This window comes from Longispora albida DSM 44784 (genome assembly GCF_000379825.1).
Classification (GTDB): domain Bacteria; phylum Actinomycetota; class Actinomycetes; order Mycobacteriales; family Micromonosporaceae; genus Longispora; species Longispora albida.
The window spans coordinates 294,044-315,821 of the sequence record NZ_KB903814.1 but is presented as its reverse complement, the minus strand read 5'-3'; the positions used below and the strand labels follow the sequence as shown (position 1 = coordinate 315,821).

5 protein-coding genes are annotated in these 21,778 nt (G+C 71.3%); 4 read left to right on the top strand and 1 reads right to left on the bottom strand.

The features are described from left to right. Positions 1 to 10 precede the first annotated feature (10 nt). Positions 11 to 2,215, bottom strand: coding sequence for a HelD family protein (locus tag A3G1_RS0105660; RefSeq protein WP_018348499.1), 2,205 nt, complete (start codon positions 2,213 to 2,215; stop codon positions 11 to 13). A 430-nt stretch (positions 2,216 to 2,645) separates the two neighbouring features. On the opposite strand from A3G1_RS0105660, the gene A3G1_RS33320 reads away from it, so the two are divergent. The 4 genes from A3G1_RS33320 to A3G1_RS0105640 all read left to right on the top strand — a co-directional run bounded on the left by A3G1_RS33320 (position 2,646) and on the right by A3G1_RS0105640 (position 21,776). Continuing rightward, complete coding sequence (locus A3G1_RS33320; protein ID WP_085985671.1) at positions 2,646 to 8,558, top strand: RHS repeat domain-containing protein; 5,913 nt, start codon at positions 2,646 to 2,648, stop codon at positions 8,556 to 8,558. A gap of 77 nt (positions 8,559 to 8,635) precedes the next feature. Then, on the top strand, positions 8,636 to 14,467 hold the full coding sequence (locus tag A3G1_RS0105650) for a LamG-like jellyroll fold domain-containing protein (RefSeq protein WP_018348498.1): 5,832 nt from the start codon (positions 8,636 to 8,638) through the stop codon (positions 14,465 to 14,467). A gap of 43 nt (positions 14,468 to 14,510) precedes the next feature. Beyond that, positions 14,511 to 21,146, top strand: a complete 6,636-nt coding sequence (locus A3G1_RS33315) for an RHS repeat-associated core domain-containing protein (protein ID WP_018348497.1) — start codon at positions 14,511 to 14,513, stop codon at positions 21,144 to 21,146. Between the two features lie 171 nt (positions 21,147 to 21,317). Further along, a complete protein-coding gene (locus A3G1_RS0105640) occupies positions 21,318 to 21,776 on the top strand; it encodes a hypothetical protein (protein WP_018348496.1) in 459 nt (152 codons plus the stop codon). Positions 21,777 to 21,778 lie beyond the last annotated feature (2 nt).

Here is a 21,778-nt window from a genome sequence, read left to right as displayed (position 1 = left end):
ATGACGTGAGCTACGCGGCCAGTACCTCCGGTAGTGGTCCAGGGTGGACGATGCCGAGGCGGCGCGTCGAGCGGGTCAGCGCCACGTACAGGTCGTTGTAGCCACGGGGCGACTCGGCGATGATGCCGGCCGGGTCGGCGAGCAGCACCGAGTCGAACTCCAGGCCCTTGGCGTCCCGGACGCTGAGCACCATCGCGGGCTCGGCGACGGCCGCGCGCAGCGTGCCGACCAGGCTTTCCGGGCACAGCACCCCGACCAGGCCCTCCCCGGCCTCCGCCGCCGCCCGTTCCGCCACCACGGCGGCGAGGTCAGCCGGCTCCACAGCGGCGGTCCACGGCTCGATTCCCGTGCTGCGTACCGGCTCCGGAGCGCTCATGCCCGGGTCGATCCGTTTGAGGACGGCGTCGGCGAGCCGCATGATCTCGGCCGGGGTGCGGTAGCTGACGGTCAGCTCGGACAGCCGCCACCGGTCCTCGATGAACGGGCCGAGCGCGTCCTGCCAGGACGAGGCGCCGGCCAGGTCACCGGTCTGCGCCACGTCCCCTGCCAGGGTCATGGACTTGTTGGGCGAACGGCGCATCAGCAGCCGCCACATCATCGGCGACAGCTCCTGTGCCTCGTCGACGATGATGTGGCCGAAGGCCCACGTCCGGTCGGCGGCCGCGCGCTCGGCCGCGGTCAGCCGCTCGGTGTCCTCCTGCCGCTCCGCGAGCCGCCCGGCGTCGATGACGTCGGTGACGAGCAGGAACTCCAGCTCCTGGTCCTCGAACTCGAAGGACTGCGAGCCGAGCGCGATGTCGATCACGCCCTCCGCGTACTCCTGGTCGTAGGCGAGCTGCGGGCGCTCCGGCTCCGGCTCCTCGGAACCGAGCTGCTCGGCGGCCTCGTCCAGCAGCGCCACGTCCGCGACCGTCCACGCCTCGCCGTCCTTACGGGACAGCAGCGCCCGCTCGGCTGGCGTGAAGCCGGGCGTCGCGGCCTCGATCCGGTACTCGTCGGTGAACAGGTCCGCCAGCAGCCGCTCCGGGGTCAGGTCCGGCCACAGCCAGTCGAGGGCAGCCTCCACTTCCGCGTCGGCGGCGAGTTCCGAGGTGATCTCGGCGATGTCGTCGGCGGTCAGCAGGTTGTCGCCGCCCAGCGGGTCCGCGCCGATCCGCTCGGCCGCCACGTGCGCCAGGTGGCCGAGGATCGCGCCGGCGAAGATCTCGCGGGCCAGGTTGTGCAGCTTGCCCGAGCCGCGGGCCAGGTCACGGGCCTCTTCGACGGCCGATGGTTCCAGCCACAGCGGCTCGCGGTCGTAACGCAGCTCCACCGGCTCGTGTGGTACTTCCTCCCGGTCGGCGATGGCTGCGGCGATCACCTCGGCCATCACCGCCCGGCCCTTCAGCTCGGCCGTGGCCGGAGACTCCGCACCCGAGGCCGACACGCCGGGAAACAGGTCGCCAGGGGTCCGCAGCAGCACGCCGGTCTCGGCCAGCGTCGGGAGTACCTGCGAGATGTAGTGCAGGAACGTCGGGTTCGGCCCCACGATCAGCACGCCGTGCCGGGACAGCTGCTCGCGGTGCGTGTAGAGCAGGTACGCGGCACGGTGCAGCGCCACGGCCGTCTTGCCGGTACCCGGGCCGCCCTGCACGACCATCACGCCGCCCAGCCCGGAGCGGATGATCTCGTCCTGCTCGGCCTGGATGGTCTCCACGATGTCGCGCATCGTCCCGGTACGCCGGGCGTCCAGCGCCGCGAGCAGTGCCGCCTCGCCCGTGATGCCGCCCGTGTCCCCGCCGCGCGCCGCTTCCAGGTCCAGTACCTCGTCGTCGAGGCCGATCACCTCGCGCTGCCGGGTCCGGATGTGCCGCCGCCGGCGCACGCCCAGCGGGTCGGCGGCCGTCGCCAGGTAGAACGAGCGGGCGGCCGGGGCTCGCCAGTCCATCAGGAGCTGCTCGTGGCCGTCGCCGGCCGCGTACAGGCCGACCCGGCCGATGTAGGTCCTCTGGCCGGAGTCGAGGTCGAGGCGGCCGAAGCACAGGCCGTGCTCCAGCGCGCCGAACTCCGCGACCCGGTCGGTGTACATGGTGCTGGCCGAGTCGCGCTCCGAGCGGTTCTGGAGGGTGCCACCGGCCGGGGCGTCGAGTACCACGGCCAGCCGCTCCCCGGCCTGGCGGCGCAGTTCGTCCAGGCGGGCGTACAGCATGGTGAGGTAGTCCTGCTCCTGGCGCATGTCGCCGGCGTTACTTGACAAGCGAGCTCCCCGTCCGGTATCGTTCCCTCTACGAACGGCCTTTGCGCCGTTCTTTTTTGTTGCACGCGAACCGGCAACTCTACCGGACCGCCCCCGGCGGCCGGAATCCCGGGCGGCTCCCCCCACTTTGTGATCTTGTCCCGTGTGCCGGGTCACACGCCGGGCCGACCCTCCACAGTGGGGCTGCACGCCGCCGCGGTTTGGGATAGGGTCACCCGGCCCGCCGCCCACGGTCCCTAGGGGCGGCGGGCGCTTGCCTCTCCGCGGCCCGGTGCCGCGTTTCCCCAGCCAGCAGCCCCTGTGAGCACCAGGGTCGCCGCCGTGCAAGGTTCTTACAAGATCTGAGATCCACAGTGTACGGACGGCCGGAGCTCCTGCCCGGCCCTGTGCATCTGGGAGCAGAACAACGATGAACCCGCAACCAGGCCGCAGGCGGCGCTGGCTGGCGAGGGGGACGATGGCGGCGGTGCTCGTGCCGGCCATGAGCGTGCCCGTCCTCGCCCCGCCGGCCGCCGCCGACCCCGGTGAACGCAGTGTCCGGGGTACAGCGGTACCCGCGCTGGCCGCCCAGCCCTCCGGCGTGGCGGCCCGCGCCGTCAAGCCCGCGCAGGCCACCTGGCCCGAGCCGGGTACGGCAGACCTCACCCTTCCCTCACCCGGTGCCGGGCTCAGCGCCTCGGCGGCCGCCCCGCGTGCCAGGGCCGGCAACCTTCCCCTCTGGATCGGGCAGTCCCCGGCCGCCGGGCCGGACCCCGCGAAGGTCCGCGCCGAGCTGCTCGGCCGTTCCGCAGCGGTCAAGGCCGGCGTCCCAGGCCTGCTGTTCACCCTCCGCCGTGCCGACGGCCAGGCGGCTGCCGGCCCGGTCAGCACCGAGTTCGACTACTCGGGCTTCCGTACCGCGTACGGCGCCGACTACGGTTCCCGGCTCGCCCTGGTGAAGCTGCCGGGCTGCGCGCTCACCACACCGGAGGCCGCCAAGTGCCGCGCCGGTACGCCGATCGCGACCCGGAACGACAGCTTGCGGCATCGCCTCACCGCCGACCTCAGCGCCGACGGGGCCGGCCAGGTGTACGCCGTCACGGCCCAGGCCAGCGGCAGCGCGGGCAGCCTGCGCCCGACGAAACTCGCGCCCTCGGCCACCTGGTCGGTCGGCGTGCAGTCCGGCGACTTCTCGTGGCAGTACCCGATCAGCGTGCCCCCGGCTCCCGGCCTGTCGCCCGACCTCGAACTCGACTACTCCTCGGGCACAGTGGACGGCCGGACGGCGTCGACGAACAACCAGCCCGGCTGGCTCGGTGAGGGCTTCACCTTCGAGCCCGGTTTCGTCGAGCGGCAGTTCGTGCCGTGCGGCAAGGACGGCACTCCCGGTTCCGGCGATCTGTGCTGGGGCTCGGCGAGCGCACACGTCAGCCTGCCGGGCCTGTCCGGCGAGCTGGTCCGTGACGACACCACCGGCACGTGGCGGGTCGCCCAGGACGCCGGCTGGCGGGTCGACCGGCTGACCGGGGCCGTCAACGGTGACGACGGCGAGCCTGGCGACAAGGGCGAGCACTGGAAGTTCACCGCGCCGGACGGTACACAGTATTTCCTGGGTCTCAACCGGCTCCCGGGCTGGACGGCGGGCAGCGCCGAGACCAAGTCGGCCTGGACTGTGCCCGTCTACGGCAACCAGGCCGGCGAGCCCTGCTACCAGATCGCTCACGGCGACGCCTGGTGCCGGCAGGGTTACCGGTTCAACCTGGACTACGTCGTCGACCCCAACGGCAACGCGATGGCCTACTACTACGGCCAGGAACTCAACCACTACGGCCGCAACGGTGACGCCAGCGCCGCGACCCCCTACGTCCGGGGCGGGCAGCTCGCGCGGATCGAGTACGGACTGCGTGACGGTGCCGCCTACGCCCCGCCGCCTGCCCAGGTCGTCTTCACCCCGGCCGACCGGTGTGTCCCGGGCTCGCCGTGCGTGCGGAGCCAGCCGCAGGACTGGCCGGACACCCCGCTCGACCAGCACTGCGACTCCGGCTCGTGTGGCGTGTACAGCCCGACGTTCTGGACCGCCCAGCGGCTCGCGAAGATCACCACGCAGGTGCGCGAGGGCTCCGGGTATTCCGATGTGGACTCGTGGACCTTCGAGCACCTCTTCCCGGCCCCGTCCGACGGCACGGCCCCGAGCCTGTGGCTGAACGCGATCACCCGCACGGGCCACCCCGGCCCGGCCGTGACCCTGCCCCGGGTGACCTTCGACGCCGTGGGCCTGGCCAACCGGGTCGACCCGCAGGGTTCCGGGCTGGCCGAGCTCCAGAAGTTCCGCGTCCGCCAGATCAACACCGAGACCGGCGGGCAGATCGACGTCACCTACGGCATTCCCGGCTGCGCGCCGGGCAGCCTGCCAGCCCCCGACCAGAACACCCTCACCTGCTACCCGGCGATGTGGGACCCGGGCCTGGGCGAGCCGCTGCGCGACTGGTTCAACAAGTACCGGGTCACCAGGGTCGTCGAGACCGACCGGTTCGGTGGCAGCCCCGTGCAGCACACCGACTACGCCTACCTCGGCGGGGCCGGCTGGCGCTACGACGAGTCGGAGCTGACCACGGCCGACCACAAGTCCTGGGGCCAGTTCCGTGGCTACGGCCGGGTGGAGGTCCGTACCGGTAACCCGGCAGGCCCCCGTACCCTCACCGTCCACAGCCTCTACCGGGGCATGAAGGGCGACCGGCTCGCCGACGGCTCCGCCCGCCCGGCGCAGGTCAGCGGCGTGCTGGACACGACGCCACTGCCCGACGAGGCCGGCCTGCGCGGCATCGCCCGCGAGGTCGCGACCTACAACGGTGACGGCGGCCCGCTGGTGTCCGCGACCGTGTCCTGGCCGCTCCAGGTCGGGCCGACCGCGACACGTGACCGGCCGGGTGGCGCGCTCAACGCGTACCGTGCCGAGGTCCGCCGCACGCAGACCCACACGGCCATCGCCGGAGCGCCCAACCGGGTGACCGAGGAGAAGCGCACCTTCGACGGCCTCGGCCGGCACACGGAGACCAGCGACCTCGGCGACCTGGCCACCACGGCCGACGACCTGTGCACGACCACCACGTACGCCGGGAACCAGGCACAGTGGATCGTCAACCGCCCGGCGCGGACCGAGACCGTCGGCGCGGCCTGCGGCACAACCGGCGAGACCCTGTCCGGCCAGCGGTACTCCTACGACGGCCAGGCCTACGGTGCCGCGCCGGTCAAGGGGAACGTGACGAGGACCGAGGTGCTGTCGGCAGCCGGGTACCGGCAGTCGTCAGCGGCCGTGCACGACGCCCACGGCCGGGCGATCGAGCAGTACGACGCGCTGAACAACAAGACGACCATCGCCTACACCCCGGCCATCGGCGGCCCCGTCGCCCAGGCCGTGACGACGAACCCGCTCGGGCACGCCGCGACCACCATGTTCGACAAGTACCGTGGCCTGCCGGCGGTGGAGACCGACGCCAACGGCCGCCAGACGCAGACCGTGTACGACGGGCTCGGACGGCGGACGGCGGTGTGGCTGCCCGGGCGGGCGCGCACCGACTCGGCGAGCGCCCAGTTCGAGTACGACCTGCCGGTCAGCGGTGCCCCGTCGGTGACGACGAAGGCGTTGCAGGCCACCGGCTCGTACGCGACGAGCGTCGAGCTGTTCGACAGCTTCCTCCGGTCGCGCCAGATCCAGCAGCCCTCACCGGCCGGCGGGCGCATCGTGACCACGACGCTGTACGACACCTTCGGCCGGTCGTGGAAGACCAGCCAGCCGTACCACAACACTGGTGCCGTGGCGAAGGTCCTGCTGGACACGCCCGACAACGAACTCCCAGGCCAGACGGTCACCGAGTACGACGGGGCCGGGCGGAAGACCGCCGAGATCCAGCTGGCCTCGGGTGCCGAGAAGTGGCGGACGACGACCGGCTACGGCGGCGACCGGGTACACGGCACGCCACCGCAGGGCGGCACGGCCACCACGCGCGTCACGGACGCGCGGGGCCGGCTGACCGAGCTGCGCCAGTACCACGGCGGGGCACCGGCCGGGTCCTTCGACGCGACGAAGTACACGTACACCCGGGACGGTGAACTGTCCACTGTGGTCGACCAGGCCGGGAACACGTGGCGGTACGAGTACGACATCGAGGGGAACCTGGTTCGTTCCGAGGACCCCGACCAGGGGGTCAGCACCGCGACGTACGACGCGGCCGGGCACCGGCTCACCCGTACCGACGCCCGGGGCCGCACCCTGACCTACGGCTACGACGTCCTCGGCCGCAAGACCTCGCTCTCCGAGGGCACCACGCTCCTGGCGGGCTGGGCCTTCGACGGGCCGGGCGGCAAGGGGCTGCCGTGGTCCTCGACGCGCTACCAGGGGACGGCGGAGTACCGGACCGAGGTGCTCGGGTACGACGCGGGCGGCCGGGCGACCGGGCAGGCCGTTGTCGTGCCGGGCGTGGAGGGGCTGCTCGCCGGGCGGTACGAGACGAAGGTCAGCTACAACCTGGCCGGGCAGCCGGTGAACACCACGCCGCCGGCCGCTGGCGGGCTGCCGCAGGAGACCCAGGTACACGCGTACAGCCCGCTGGGCCTGCCGACGACGCTCGGCAGCACGCTGACGCTGTACGGCTCTGCCACCTACACGAACACTGGCGACCTCTACAGGCACGTGTCGGGACCGGCGGCGAAGGCCGTGACCCGCACCTTCACCACTGACCCCGCCACCGGCAGGGTGAACAGGACGCAGGTCACCCGGACCACCGCCCCGACGGCGGTGTCCGATGTGAACTACACCTACGACGCGGCCGGCAACATCACGAAGGCCGCCGACGTGACGGCCGGCGACACGCAGTGCGCGAAGACCGACTACCTGCGCCGCATGACCGAGGCGTGGACCCCGGGCGACGGCGACTGCGCGAAGACCCCGGCCACGACCGGACTCGGCGGTCCGGCTCCCTACTGGCACAGCTACACCTACGACGTGGCGGGCAACCGGACGTCGGAGGTGCGGCACGCTTCGGCCGGGGACACCACCCGGACCTACGGCTACGCGGGCGGGCACACGCTCCGCACCGTCTCTGGCGGTTCTAGCTTCACCCACGACGCCTCCGGCAACCAGACGGAACGGGTCAGCGGCGGCGTCACGCAGCAGCTCACGTGGGACGCGGAGGGCCGGCTCGCGAACCTGGTCCAGAGTGGAGCCTCCAGCTCCGCCATCTACGACGCCGATGGCAACCGGCTGCTCCGCAAGGACGCCACAGGTACCACGTTGTACCTGGGCGACACCGAGCTGAAACTGTCGCCCGGCGGCACCGGGGTCACCGGCACCCGCTACTACACGCACCTCGACCGCACCGTCGCTGTCCGGACGGCAGGCAAGCTGACCTGGCTCGTCGCCGACCACCACGGCACGGCGAGCGCCGGGCTGGACTCGGTGACGCTGGCGGTGACCCGGCGGTTCAGCCTGCCGTTCGGTGAGAGCCGCGACGCGACTCCGCCGGCCTGGCCGGGGGAGCGGGGCTTCGTCGGCGGGATCACCGACGGCACCGGGCTCGTCCACATCGGAGCCCGCGAGTACGACCCGGTCACCGGCCGGTTCGCCTCGGCCGACCCGGTGATCGACCACGAGGATCCGCAGCAGGTGAACGGGTACTCCTACGCCAACAACAACCCGTTCAGCTACTCCGACCCGGACGGCCTCAAGGCGAAGAAGAAGGTGAAGCCCGCCTCGTCCTCCGCCAGCGGGAAGAAGTCCTCGTCCGGCTCGCCGAAGCCGAAACCGAAGACCGTGAAGATCGTCGACATCAAGAAGCTGCCGAAGGACGTCCAGAAAGCGTTCAAGGAGATGTCCAAGGCGCTGAAGAACCACAAGCCGGGCAAGCCGCTGAAGATCAGCACGGATGCGGTTCTCAGCCTGATGGAATACCGCGACCACGTCACGAACAAGGCCCTGGGCAAGTCGGGCGGCGGCGGGGACGGCGGCATGGTCATCGACGGTGACTACGTCAACTACTCCATCGCGTACGACGTCGACGACGGCAGCGACGGCAGCCTGTACTTCCCGTCGCAGGCACCGGAACCCGAGCCGGAACCGGCGCCCCCGGCCCCGGCCCCCAAGCCGCCGAAGCCGTGCGGTGGCTGGTCCCAGTGCCTGCCGGTACCGCCGACGCCGGAACGGCCGCCGGTACCAGGGCCGATCACGCAGCCCTTCCCGGTGCCGGTGCCGGTGCCCGACCGGCCCGCCACCGCCGCGAACCCGGGTAAGGAAGCTGTCCTCCCCGGTACCCGGCTCGGCACGCAGGACATCCCGATCTGCTGCTAGAGCCCTGCACTGACCGGCTGGCCCGGGACCCGTGACCCGGGCCAGCCACCTCCCCTCGCCACTCACCTGGAGCACCCGTGAGACCACGCTGGCTGCCCGCTGCCCTCGTCACCCTGCTCAGCGCTGGCCTGCTGACCGGGCCGGCCCTTCCCTCCGTCACCCGGCCCGCCGGGCCGTCCTCCGAGGTCGCCGCGGCCTTCGCCGAGGCGCGCCGCACGGGCAGGCCCGCCGAGATCCCGTCGTGGGGCACGGCGACCACCCGGTACCTGGCCGAGCCCGGCGGCAGGCTCAACGCCCAGATCTCCAGCGGACCGGCCTTCGTCCGGCGCGACGGCCGCTGGGTGCCGATCGACACCACCCTCCGGCGGACGGGCGAGGGGATCAGCCCCGTCGCGGCGGGTGAGGTGGTGCTGTCGCCTGGCGGCACCGGCCCGCTGACCCGCTTGCGCACCCCGGCCGGTGACCTCGCGGTGACCTGGCCAGGGACGCTCCCGGCCCCGGTCCTGGACGGCGACCGGGCCACGTACCCGGAGGTCCGGGCCGGTGTCGACCTCACCCTGCGCGCGACCCGTTCCGACGTCAGCACCGTGCTGACCGTGAAGACTCCCGAGGCCCTGAAAGCCCTGCCAGACCTCAGATTCGGCGTCACCGGTACCCGTGAGCCGGCGCCACGCGCCTGGGTGTGGGACTCCGCGGCCGGCCCAGCCGACCGCATCGCCTCCCCGAAGCCCGGCGACCACGTCTCCGACCTGAAGGCCGCGTACGAGCCGGGCTCGATCACGCTCAGCCCGGCCGGGCTCACCGGCACCTTCCCGCTCCACATCGGACTCGCCTACGCCCCCGGAACCCACCTGAACCACTGGACCCTCCTGTCCGAGCAGGACCCCGGCACGCCCCGCTGGGACACGAGCTGGCTGGCGAAGGTCGGGGCGGCCAGCGACGGCATCAACGCGCCGAAGTACTACCGGTCGAGCTTCGAGCTGAACACGACAGCCCTGGCCGGCGCCCGGATCATGAAGGCCGAGCTGCGCGCGGGAGCCCAGTGGTCGGTGAGCTGCGTCCAGCGGCCGGTCGAGGTGTGGCACGTGCCCCGGTTCGACGCGGCGACGACCTGGGCGAACAAGGGCATCGACGGCAACCGGGTCACGGGCAGGGACCTCGCGCTCGGCTGGAGTACCGCCTGCCAGCGGGGCAACGTCGAGTTCGACATCACGGGCGTCGTGGCCACCAACGCTGCCGGCAAGAACCCGGACCTCACCCTGTCGCTGCGTACCCCGGAGACCGACCGGTACAACGCGGGCGCGATGGAGTTCGACAACGTCGTGACGCTCGACGTGAAGTACAACGTGCCGCCGGGTGCGCCGGCCGGGCTGAGTACCGGATCGAAGGCGTGCGGCGAGCACGGCGGGCTGGCCGCGCCAGAGCTCCGCGCCACGATCGACGACCAGCAGGACGACGACCTGGGACAGGTCAGCGCTGTCTTCGAGTGGTGGACGGCCGGTGCTGGTACCAGGGTCAGCGAGGGCCGGACGGTCCCCATGTCCGGCGGGAGCACGTTCCGCTGGACCGGCCCGGCGCTGCCCGACGGCGCGTACCAGTGGCGGGTCCGTGGCGACGACGGCATCGACCCGGGCGCGTGGTCCGAGTGGTGTCCGGCCACAGTGGACACCAAGGCTCCCCTGCTCGTGCCCAGCATCGCCTCGGCCGAGTATCCCGAAGGCGAGACGGGCGGCGCGCCGTACCAGCCGGGCCAGTTCACGTTCTCCAGCGGCGAGGCAGGTGTCGCCGGGTACGTCTACGGCCTGAACAGTGACCCGTCGATCCTCGTGCCTGCCGGGCCCACCGGCACGGCGACGGCCGAGATCACGCCGGACGCGAGCGCGACGCAGGCACTCAACGTCCGGGCGGTCGACCGGGCCGGCAACCGTGGTCCGCTGCGCATCTACGAGTTCACGCCGCTCCCGCCCGACCCCAGCACCCTCAGGGCCCACTGGCAGCTGGACGAGGGCTACGGCGAGTGGCTCATGGACGCCACCTACCAGAACCCGGCGACCCTGTACGCGGGGACGGCCTGGGAGGCGGAGGGCCGGCCCAGCACGTCCGTCCGCTTCGACGGCACGCCCGGCGGTGCCCGGACGGAGGCACCGGCCACCCGCTCCGACGAGAGCTTCACGGTGATGGCGTGGGTCCGGCTCGACGACGACTCCGAGTGGCGGACGGCGGTCAGCCAGGGCGGGCAGAAGCATCTGGGCTTCGAGCTCCAGTACAGCTCGTACCCGCGTGGCTGGTCCTTCCAGATGCGGCAGAGCGACGAGGACAACGCGGCGTCCGACACGATCATCAGCCCGAACACTGCCGTGGCCAAGGGAGTGTGGACCCACCTGGCCGGCGTCTTCGACGCGGAGACCAGCCAGATGCGGCTCTACGTGAACGGCAAGCTCGCGGGCACGGCCCAGCACACGGCGCGCTGGTACGCGGACGGGCCCTTCGCCTTCGGCTACCGCAACTACTACGGCTACCAGCCGACCCGGTGGCTCGGCCTGCTCGACGACGTGCGGGTCTTCTCCCGGCCCGTACCGGAACGCGAGATCGGCGGCGTCATCAAGGAGACCCTCGGCAGCCTGGCCTTCACGTCCGGCGGCCAGTGGAATCTCGACGAGGACGCTGGCCCGGCGGCGGACGGCACCGGTCACGAGCACACCATCACCACCCGGGCCGGGGTGTCCCGCACGGACGGCCCACCCGGACGCGGCAAGGCTCTGCTGTTCGACGGCACTGACAAGGGCTTCGCGGCCACGACCGGGTCCGTGCTCGACACCAGCAGGAGCTTCACGGTCTCGGCCCGGGTCCGGCTGGACAAGACGACCGGCACGGCCAAGGCACTCAGCCAGGATGGTGCCACCCACTCGGGTTTCTCGCTCGGCTACTCCAGCCAGACACGCAGCTGGATGTTCGAGACGTCCGGGGCCGGAAGCGCGGCCACGGTGACGCCGGCCGCCTGGCACGCTGCCCAGCCGGGCCTGTGGACCCTCCTGACCGGCGTGTACGACCACGAGCAGGGCGAGGCCCGGCTCTACGTCAACGGCAAGCTCGCCGCTGCGGCCCCCGGCCGGACCACCGGCACGGCCACCGGGGCCTTCCAGCTCGGCCGGGGCAAGAACAACGGCTGGATCGTGGACTTCTGGCCGGGCGCGATCGACGACGTGCTCGCCACTGACCGGGTCGTGCCGGCCGCCGAGATCTGGGACTGGCAGAAGCAGACCGGCGCGCTGCTCGGGCCAGAGGGGAGCTGGGAGTTCACGGGTGTCCGGCCGGGCGGTTGCCCGGGCGACTCGCTCGCGCCGTGCCCGAAGACCAGCCCCGGCAACGGTTCGCAGGCCTCCCAGGACGGCACCGGTAACGGGCACAGCATGGCGTTCGCCGGCGGTGTCGAGTACGAGCCGGGCGGCAGCGGGCTGGTCTTCAACGGCCAGGACGGGCACGCCTACACGGCCGGCCCGGTCGCGGCCGTCCCGCAGGGCTTCACGGCCGCCGCGTGGGTGAGGGTGAACCCGGGGACGAGCGGGCTCCGGACGGTCCTCAGCCAGGACGGCAAGCGCAACAGCGGCTTCGTGCTGGAGTACGACGGCACGGCTCAGCGGTGGCGGTTCCGCGTCACCAGCAAGGACGCGGACGGCACCGTGTACGCGGTCGCGGTGTCCAGGGAGGTGGCAGAGACCGGCAAGTGGGCCCACGTCATCGGCGTGTACGACCACGTGGCCAAGCAGGCCCGGCTGTACGTGAACGGGTCACTCGCCGGGCAGGCCAGCCACGAGGTGACCCAGCCGGTACTGGGAGCGTTCCAGGTCGGCCGGTCCGTTGTCGACGGACGGGCGGCGCAGTTCTTCGCTGGTGCCATCGACACGGTGAAGGTCCTCGGCCGCCCGGCCACCGCGACGGACATCCGGAACCTGACCGGCCTGCCGGAGCGGCCGGCTCCCGGCCCGTACCGGTTCGTGTCGGCCCAGTCCGGCTACTGCATGGACATCGACGGCCCGGCCGGCAAGGGGATCGTGCCGTCGACCTCGCTGTGCAGTGACCTCGACGCCCAGTTCGCGCTCGACCAGCTGCCCGGCGGCAGCTCGTACCGGATCCTGGTCACCCGGCCCGGCAAGCTGGACGTGTCCTGCCTGGCGGTCGCCAGCACCACGCTCGGCGAGACGGTACGGGAGGAGACCTGTTCCCGCGATTCCGCGCCGCACGCCGTCCGGCTGATCCCGATGACGGGTGGCACGCAGGCGTTCCAGATCCGGCAGGCCAGCGGCTCGTGGTGCCTGACCGTCGGCGCTGGCCCCGAGCTGGGCTCGCACATAGTGCTCGGCTACTGCTCCGGGGCCGGCACGTTCATCTTCAGGCCGTCCTCGACCACAGTGACGGATCCGGAGGGCGCTCCGCTGCCGCTGCCCGGTACCGGCCGGAGCAAGATCACCGCTGCCCACACCGGCCTGTGCCTGGCGGAGAGGCCTGGGGTCGATGACGGCCTGGTCTATCAGGCCTCGTGCACCGGAGCCATGCCCGTGTACGACCTGGACCTGGTCCAGGACTTCCCGAAGGTCTACCAGTTCAAGCCGATGCATCCCGTCCACGGGCCCGGCTGCCTGGGGGTGCAGGGTGGCTCGGCGTCGGCCGGAGCGCCCGTGGAGGACAGCTTCTGCGGGGAGAGCACCGGGAACAGGATGACTCTGGAGGCGGTGACGAGCCCGCTGCGCGGGTTCAGGATCCGGGCTGAGCACAGTGGACTGTGTCTCGGCTTCGCGGGCAACGCGACGGCGGAGTGGACGCAGCTCACGCAGCAGGCATGCGACCCTGCGGCCAGGGGCCAGGTGTTCGGCATCGAGGTGGACAAGGGGCCGGACCCTCCGGAGGCGCCCTCGGCTGCTGAGCCGGTCCGCATCCGCAACCTGCTCACCGGCGAGTGCCTGACGGAGAACCCGTCCGACCAGTACAGCGGGACGATCTATCCGGGGCTGTGCGACGGTGCCTACCCGAAGCTGAGCCTGGAGAAGGTCTTCCACAGCGGGGCGTACGTCATCAGGGCCGAGCATCCTGCGCAGGGGAAGGGCTGCATGGGTGTCGCCGGGGCGTCGGAGGAGCCGGGTGCCCGGGTCGAGAACACCCGCTACTGCACGCCCGGCGACCACCAGATGTTCCTGTTCGAACCGGTGAGCGCCCCGGCGAGAGGGTTCCGCATCCGCCCGGTGCACACCTACGGCTGCCTGACGGCCGCAGGCAGCGGCCGGACGTACCCGTACGGCAACCAGGTCACCCATGACGAGTGCACGCCCGGCGCGATGGAACAGGTCTTCGCGGTTGAGGCCGCCCCGCCAGCGCCGCCGTCCGGCGCGCCGAAGAACCCGAAGACCATCACGGTCCCGGTGTCGGGCCTGCGCACCATCGTGTACGGCAGCTACCTCGGCAGCGACACGGCGATGGTCGCGTACGTCTACGGCAAGCCGTACCGGACCCTCATGAAGTTCGAGCTGGGCGCGGCGGCCGGCCGGCCGATCGTCAGCGCGAGCCTGAGGCTGACCTCGCGCAGCGGCGTGCACGGCTGCCAGGCCAGCCAGGGGATCATCGCGCAGCGGATCACCGGCGAGTGGGACCAGCGGCAGGTCTACTGGGGCGTCCAGCCCGGCGCGACGACCAGCGGCGAGCGGGTCTCCCGCGACCCCTCGGCCTGCCAGGAGAACGCCCAGTGGACCTGGGACGTGACGACGATGACCCGCGCCTGGTCCGCGGGGACGGCCAACCACGGCGTCATGCTCCGCGCGGCCGAGGAGACCGGCTCCGACTGGTCGCGCACCTTCCACCCGGACACGGCCCAGGGCGGGCCAGCCGCAGCCCTCGTCATCACCTATGACGCGGGCTGACCCGCCCAGCAGTAATCCACCATCCACTGAGGAGGAACAGCCCATGAGCTGGCGTGACCATCGCGTCAGAACCACCAGCCGGCGCCGACCCTGGCTGGCCGGCGCTTTCGCGGCCATGATGGCCGTGTCGCTCGGCGTCGTCATGCCCCTGCCCGAGCCCGAGAAGGCATACGCGGCACCAGGCGCACCCGCCGAGAAGTCCATCTCCGGCCGCAAGCAGCCGGTGGTCCCGCGAGGAAAGGACGTCACGGCCGAGGCCGCCGTCAGGGCAGCACCGGCCGTCACCTGGCCGAAGGCCGGCAGCGCCGAGGTCAGTCTCGGCGCGGGCCTGGCACCTGCCGCCGCCGGCGACCTGCCCGTCAAGGTCTCTTCATCTGGTACCGGGAAAGCCCGCGTCACCGTCCTCGACCAGCAGTCCTCGGCCCAGGCCGGGATCGCCGGGGTGCTCTTCCGCGTGCAGCGCACCGACGGAGCGCTCGCGGCGGCACCGGCCACCGTGGAGTTCGACTACTCGCGCTTCCGGCACGCGTACGGCGGCGACTTCGGCAACCGCCTTGCTGTCGTCGAGGTACCGGAATGCGCCCTGGCTAGGCCCCGCCCGGCCGGATGCGCCCCCGGCAGGCCGCTGCCCGGCAGCAACGACCCGAAGGCCGGCAAGGTCCGCGCCGAGGTGACAGCCGGAGCACCCCGCCGGTCGAGCACCCTGTACGCGGTCACCGCCGGCCCGTCCGGCAGCACCGGCAGCTTCAAGCCCACGTCGCTGAGCCCGTCGGCGACCTGGTCGGTCGGCCTCCAGTCCGGCGACTTCGGCTGGACGTACCCGATGGACCTGCCTGCCATGCCCGGCGGCGAGCCGGAGATCGCCCTGGGCTACAACTCCGGCGGGGTCGACGGCCGGGTCGCGTCCACGAACAACCAGCCGTCGTGGGCCGGTGAGGGCTTCGACTTCCAGCCCGGTTACATCGAGCGGTCGTACACCGGCTGCGCGGAGGACATGGCCGGCAGCGACATCACGGTGCGGACCGGCGACCAGTGCTGGGCGACGTGGAACGCGCACGTCGTGCTGCCCGGCGTCGGCGGCGAGCTGGTCCGCGACGACCAGTCGGGTACGTGGCGCGCCGAGGAGGACGACGGCTGGCGCGTCGAGCTGCTGACCGGCGCCGACAACGGCGACGACGGCGACGCGGGGGACAAGGGCGAGTACTGGCGCCTGACCTCCGCCGACGGCACGCAGTACTTCTTCGGCCGCAACCGGCTGCCCGGCTGGCAGCCCGGCGGCGAGGAGACCAGGTCCACCTGGACAGTCCCGGTGTACGGCAACCAGCCGGGCGAGCCGTGCCGGGCGCAGAGCTGGTGCCAGCAGGCGTACCGCTGGAGCCTCGACTACGTCGTGGACCGCCACGGCGACGTGTTCACGTACTGGTACGACACCGAGACCAACCACTACGCGCGTGGCACGACCGGCACCGTCACCCCGTACGTCCGCGCCGGGTACCTCAAGCGCATCGACTACGGCCAGCGCGCCGACACGGTCCACAGCGCGCTGCCGAACGCCCGCGTGCGCTTCGACGCGGCTGACCGCTGCCTGCCCGGCTCATCCTGCGTGCGCACGCAGCCCGCTGACTGGCCGGACACCCCGTTCGACCAGAGCTGCGACGCTGGTTCGTGCGCGCTGTCCTCGCCGAGCTTCTGGGGGACGAAGCGGCTGGCGAAGGTCACGGCGCAGGTGCGCGAGGGCTCCGGGTACTCCGATGTGGACTCCTGGACTCTCAGCCACACCTTCCCCGAGGTCACCGACGGCACCAGCTCCTCGTTGTGGCTCAAGCAGATCGTCCACACCGGGCTCGCCCGGGGTTCGGCGGCGATGCCCGCGGTGACTCTCGACGGCGTCCGGCTGCACAACCGCGTCGACGGCGTCGAGGACGGCGAGCCGGTCATGCAGAAGTGGCGGCTCAGCCGGATCGACAGCGAGACCGGCGGCCGGATCGACGTCACGTACTCGCCGACCGAGTGCGCCAGCGCGAACCTCCAGCTGGCCGGCGACAACGCCCGCCGGTGCTTCCCGGTCTTCTGGACCCCGCCGTTGCAGAGCGAGCCGAAACTGGGCTGGTTCCACAAGCAGGTCGTCACGCAGGTGCAGGAGATCGACCGGGTCGGCGGCAACGACACGCAGTACACCTTCTACGACTACCCGGCGCTCGGCGGGGCCTGGCACCACGACGACGCCGAGCTGACGCCCGAGCGGTACAAGAGCTGGGGGCAGTGGCGCGGCTTCCAGAAGGTGACCGTCCGGACGGGCGACCCGGCGAAGGGCAAGCAGACCCGCACCGACCACCTGTTCCTCCGGGGCATGACCGGGGACGTGCGGTCTGACGGGAGCCGGCCGGCTGTCGAGGTCACCGACTCCGAGGGCGGCCGGACGCTCGACCGGCCGGTGCTGCGCGGTTTCGCCCGCGAGACGCTGGTGTACGACGGGACCGATGGCCCGCTCCTCAGCGCCGAGCTGCACGAGCCGTCCTGGGTCGGCCCGACCGCGACACGTAACCGGGCCGGTGGCGCGCTGGAGGCGTACCTCACCGACGTGAAGAAGACCCGGACCCGGACGGCGCTGGCCGGCGGCGGTTTCCGGGTGACCGAGTCCGAGCACGGCTACGACAACTACGGCCAGCACATCTGGACCAACGACCTCGGCGACCTGGCGACTGCGGACGACGACAGGTTCACCGAGATCTTCTACACCCGGAACTACGCCGACTGGATTCTCGACACCGAGTACCGGACGACGACCGTGGGCGTGGCGCGGGGCACCCCGGCCTCGTACCCGGCCGACATCATCTCCGACGTCCGCACCTACTACGACGGAGCGTCCACACTGGACGCCGCACCGGTACGCGGTGATGTGACCCGTAGCGAAGAGGTCTCGGGCTGGGCGAACGGCGCCCCGGTCTACACGACCGTCGAGACCAGCACCTACGACCAGCACGGCCGCGAGACCAGCACGACCGACGCGCTGGGCCAGACGGACAGCACGGCCTTCACGCCGGCCCTCGGTGGCCCGCTGACGGCGGTCTCGGTGACCAACCCGCTCGGCCACGTCGAGACCACCGAGTACGACCCGGTGATCGGCGAGCCGGTGAGACTGACCGACGAGAACGGCCGCACGACCGAGCAGTCCTACGACCCGTTCGGCCGCCTGACCGGCGTGTGGCAGCCGGGCCGGGCCCGGACGCTCGGGCCGAACGTGAAGTTCGAGTACCTCATCCAGGCCGACGCGCCCCCGGCGGTGGTCAGCCACCGGCTCCTGGCCAACGGCACCTACTCGAAGACGTACTCCTACTTCGACGGCGAGCTTCGCCAGCGCCAGATGCAGGAACCAGCGCCCGGCGGCGGCCGCGTGCTGACCGACACCCGGTACGACTCGCACGGCCGGGTCAGCCGGGCCAACGCGCCGCACTTCAACACCTCGGCGCCCGGCACTGACCTGCTCCAGGTCGACGACGCGCAGGTACCGGCGCAGACCGTGTACGAGTACGACGGGGCCGGCCGGGAGACAGCCGAGATCCTGTACACGACCGGTACGGAGAAGTGGCGTACGTCCACTGTGTACGGCGGTGACCGGGTCACGGAGACCCCGCCGGCCGGGGGCATCCCCGCGACGCGGATCTTCGACGCTGACGGGCAGACCACAGAACTCCGGCAGCACAACGGCTCCGGCTACGACGTGACCCGCTACACCTACACCAAGGCCGGGCAGCAGTCGGCCGTCACCGACCCGGCCGGGAACGTGTGGCGGTTCCACTACGACCTGCGCGGGCGCCAGATCCGGATGGACGACCCGGACAAGGGGACGAGCTACGCCGGGTACGACGACACCGGCCAGCTCGTCTCGGCCACCGACTCGCGCGGCCGGAGCCTCACCTACGGCTACGACCCGCTCGGGCGGAAGACGGCGATCCACGATGGCGGCACCAGGCTGACGGAGTGGACGTACGACTCCATCCTCAAGGGGCAGCCCAGCGCCTCCATCCGTTACGTGGGCGGCAACGCCTACAAGGAGGAGGTCACCGGCTACGACGACCAGGACCGGCCGACCGGCACGAAGTTCACGCTGCCGGCATCGGAAGGTGCGCTGGCGGCCCAGACGTACGACTCGACGCTGCGCTACAACGCGGTCGGGCAGATCTCCAGCGTGACGCTGCCGAAGATCGGCAACTCGCTGCCCGCCGAGACGCTCAACGCGACGTACGACACGGAGGGCCGCGCGAACGGGCTCAACAGCAACCTCACCCAGTACGTCGCGCAGACGACATACACCAAGTTCGGCGAGACCGACTCGTACGTGCTGGGCGTCGGCGCGAAGCAGGTCCGGCAGAAGTTCGACTACGAGCCGGGCACGCGGCGGCTGGTGAAGGCCGGGCTCGCCGCGCTGAGCAGCCTGACCACGCCGATCGTGCAGCGCGAGTACACCTACGACCCGGCCGGCAACCTCACGAAGCTCCGTTCGACAGGCAAGGACCAGGCAGCCGACAACCAGTGCTTCAAGACCGACTACCTCCGGCGGCTGACCGAGGCGTGGACGGCGACGGACGACTGTGCCGCGGCCCCGGCCCTGATCAACCTGGGCGGCCCGGCGCCGTACTGGCACTCGTACACCTTCGACAAGACCGGCAACCGGGTCACCGAGACGCAGCACGCGGCGGCCGGCGACACCACCCGTGCGTACACGTCACCGGCACAGGGCGGCCCTCAGCCGCACGCGCTCAGCTCCGTCACCACGAGCGGACCGGCCGGCACGCGCACCGACACCTTCGGCTACGACACCGACGGCAACACGACCAGCCGGAACGTCAACGGCAGGAACCAGCAGATCACCTGGGACTCGGAAGGGTCCGTCGCATCCATAGTGGAGGGTGGCAAGACCACTTCCTTCGTGTACGACGCGGAGGGCGATCGCCTCATCCGCCGCGACTCCACCGGCACCACGCTGTACCTGGGTAACACCGAAGTACACCTCGACACCACGGGGCTGGTCACGGGAACCCGGTACTACGAGCACAACGACGACGTGGTGGCCGTCCGCACCGGGCCGGCGACCCTCAACTGGCTCGTGAGTGACCATCACGAGACCGGGGAGACCAGTGTCAACGCGGCCGACCTGACCCAGGTCACCCACCGCCGTCACCTCCCGTACGGCGACGAACGCGGTTCGCCAGCGCTGAACTGGCCCGGCCAGAAGGGCTTCGTCGGCGGCACGATCGACAAGGACACGGGGCTCACGCACCTCGGGGCCCGCGAGTACGACCCGGCGACGGGACGCTTCATCTCCGTCGACCCGATCATCGACGAGGAGGACCCGCAGCAGCTCCACGGGTACCTCTACAGCAACAACAACCCGCTCACCTACAGCGACCCCGACGGCCTGTTCTGGAAGTCCTTCCTGAAGACGGTCGCCAAGGTCGGCGAGGTCCTGTCCTACGTGCCGGGCCCGATCGGCACCGCGGCCGGCCTGGCCTCGGCAGGCGCCCACCTGGCCCTCGGCAACAAGGGCAAGGCCGCCGAGATGGCCCTGGGCGCGGCCGCGAACCTGGTACCAGGCGGAAAGCTTCTCGCCAAGGGCGCTATGGCGCTGGCCAAGGGCGTGAAGGGCGCCAAGGGCCTGACCGCCGGCGGCAAGGCGGCCACCAGCGGCAAGAAGGCCGCGTCGGCGACCACCGGAGCGTCGAAGGGCGCCAAGGGCGCGGGGAAGGGCGGCACGAGCAAGGGCGGCAGCTGCCCGATCTCCAACTCGTTCACGCCCGCCACCCCGGTCCGCATGGCAGACGGCACCTACCAGCCCATCGGTGAGATCCAGGCCGGTGACGAGGTCCTGACGGTGAACCCGCTGGACGGCGCGGTCAGCGGCCAGCCTGTCCTCGACGTGATCACCGGGCAGGGCGTCAAGGAGCTCGTCCGCGTCGACCTCGACCAGGACGACGCCGAGGGGATCACCGCCACGGCAGGGCACCCGTTCTGGGTCAACGGCAGGGGCTGGGTGGACGCGTCCGCACTCCGCGAAGGTGACCAGCTGCTGGCGCCGGACGGCAGCAGCCGGACGGTCGCCCGTGTCACGTACCTGGGCGAGGTGCCGGGACAGACCGTCCACAACCTCACCGTCGATGTCGTGCCCACCTATGTGGTCATGGCCGATGGACAGGACGTCGTCGTCCACAACTGCGGCGGTGGCCTGCGCAAGGCGAAGAAGGCCGCGAAGAAGGAACGGTCGGCGAGTGAGAGTTTCGATGACCACGCCGATGCCGTCGTCAAGAAGGGCCTGGGTGTCAAGGTCATCTCTGAGTACACCTCCCCGTCGGGCAATCGGTACTTCGGAAGGAACGGCGAAGGCCTGGTGGCACCCCGCTCGGTGAAGCAGATCCTGAAAGCCTGTCAGCACAAGGGCGGATGCGCGGAGATGCAGGCGCTGAACAAGGCCGTCAGAGCGGAAGGCAAAGCGGCACTGAAACCCGGCGGCAAATTCAGGACCACCAACGGAAGCAACAATCCGGCCAAGCACAAGACCCATCGCGCGGCCTGCTCCAGATGCGAGAAGGTCATCAACAAGGTCACGAAGGGCAAGCCTGCCCGGAAACCGAAGGGAACCAAGCCGAAACCGCGCAAACCCGCACGGGCCAGCATCTACTGACAGCTCGCTGCCGCATGCCCCGGACTCCCGGGGCGTGCGGCAGCTCCACTGCGCCAGGCTCGTCTCCAACCAGGGGTGTATGGCAGGTTCCATCCGGGGGTAGACCCCCTCTGACCTGTGGCGACGTAGCGTTTGCCGGGTCAGATCGCCCGCCGGTCGAGGGGAAGAATCATGTCTCGCACGTCTCGGAACGCCGCTGTCGCGCTGCTGGGTACCGCTGTCCTCGCTGTCGCCGCTACACCGCTCGTCGCGTCTCCGGCTTTCGCCGCCGCCAAGGATCCCTGGTTCAATGTGAACAGCTTCGTCCAGGTGAACCCGTCGGCTCCCGCCACCGCAATGGTGCGGATCAACGCCGCCTGTTACGGCGGTGGTACCGGGGTGATCAACTACATCGCGCTCCACGGGGGCACCGGCCAGACGATGACCTTCGGTACGCGCTACGAGAGCAACACGATGCCGTGCGACGGGGTCGGGCGGACGTTCAACGTCGCCGTCAAGACCGCCGCACCCGGCGTCAACTGGACCGTGCCAGGCGCCGGCAACGTCACGGCCAGCATCACCAACAGCGCCGGCGACTCCTTCTTCGGCGAGGTACAGAACCAGCCGGTCGAGTTCACCCGGCCCTACTAGGG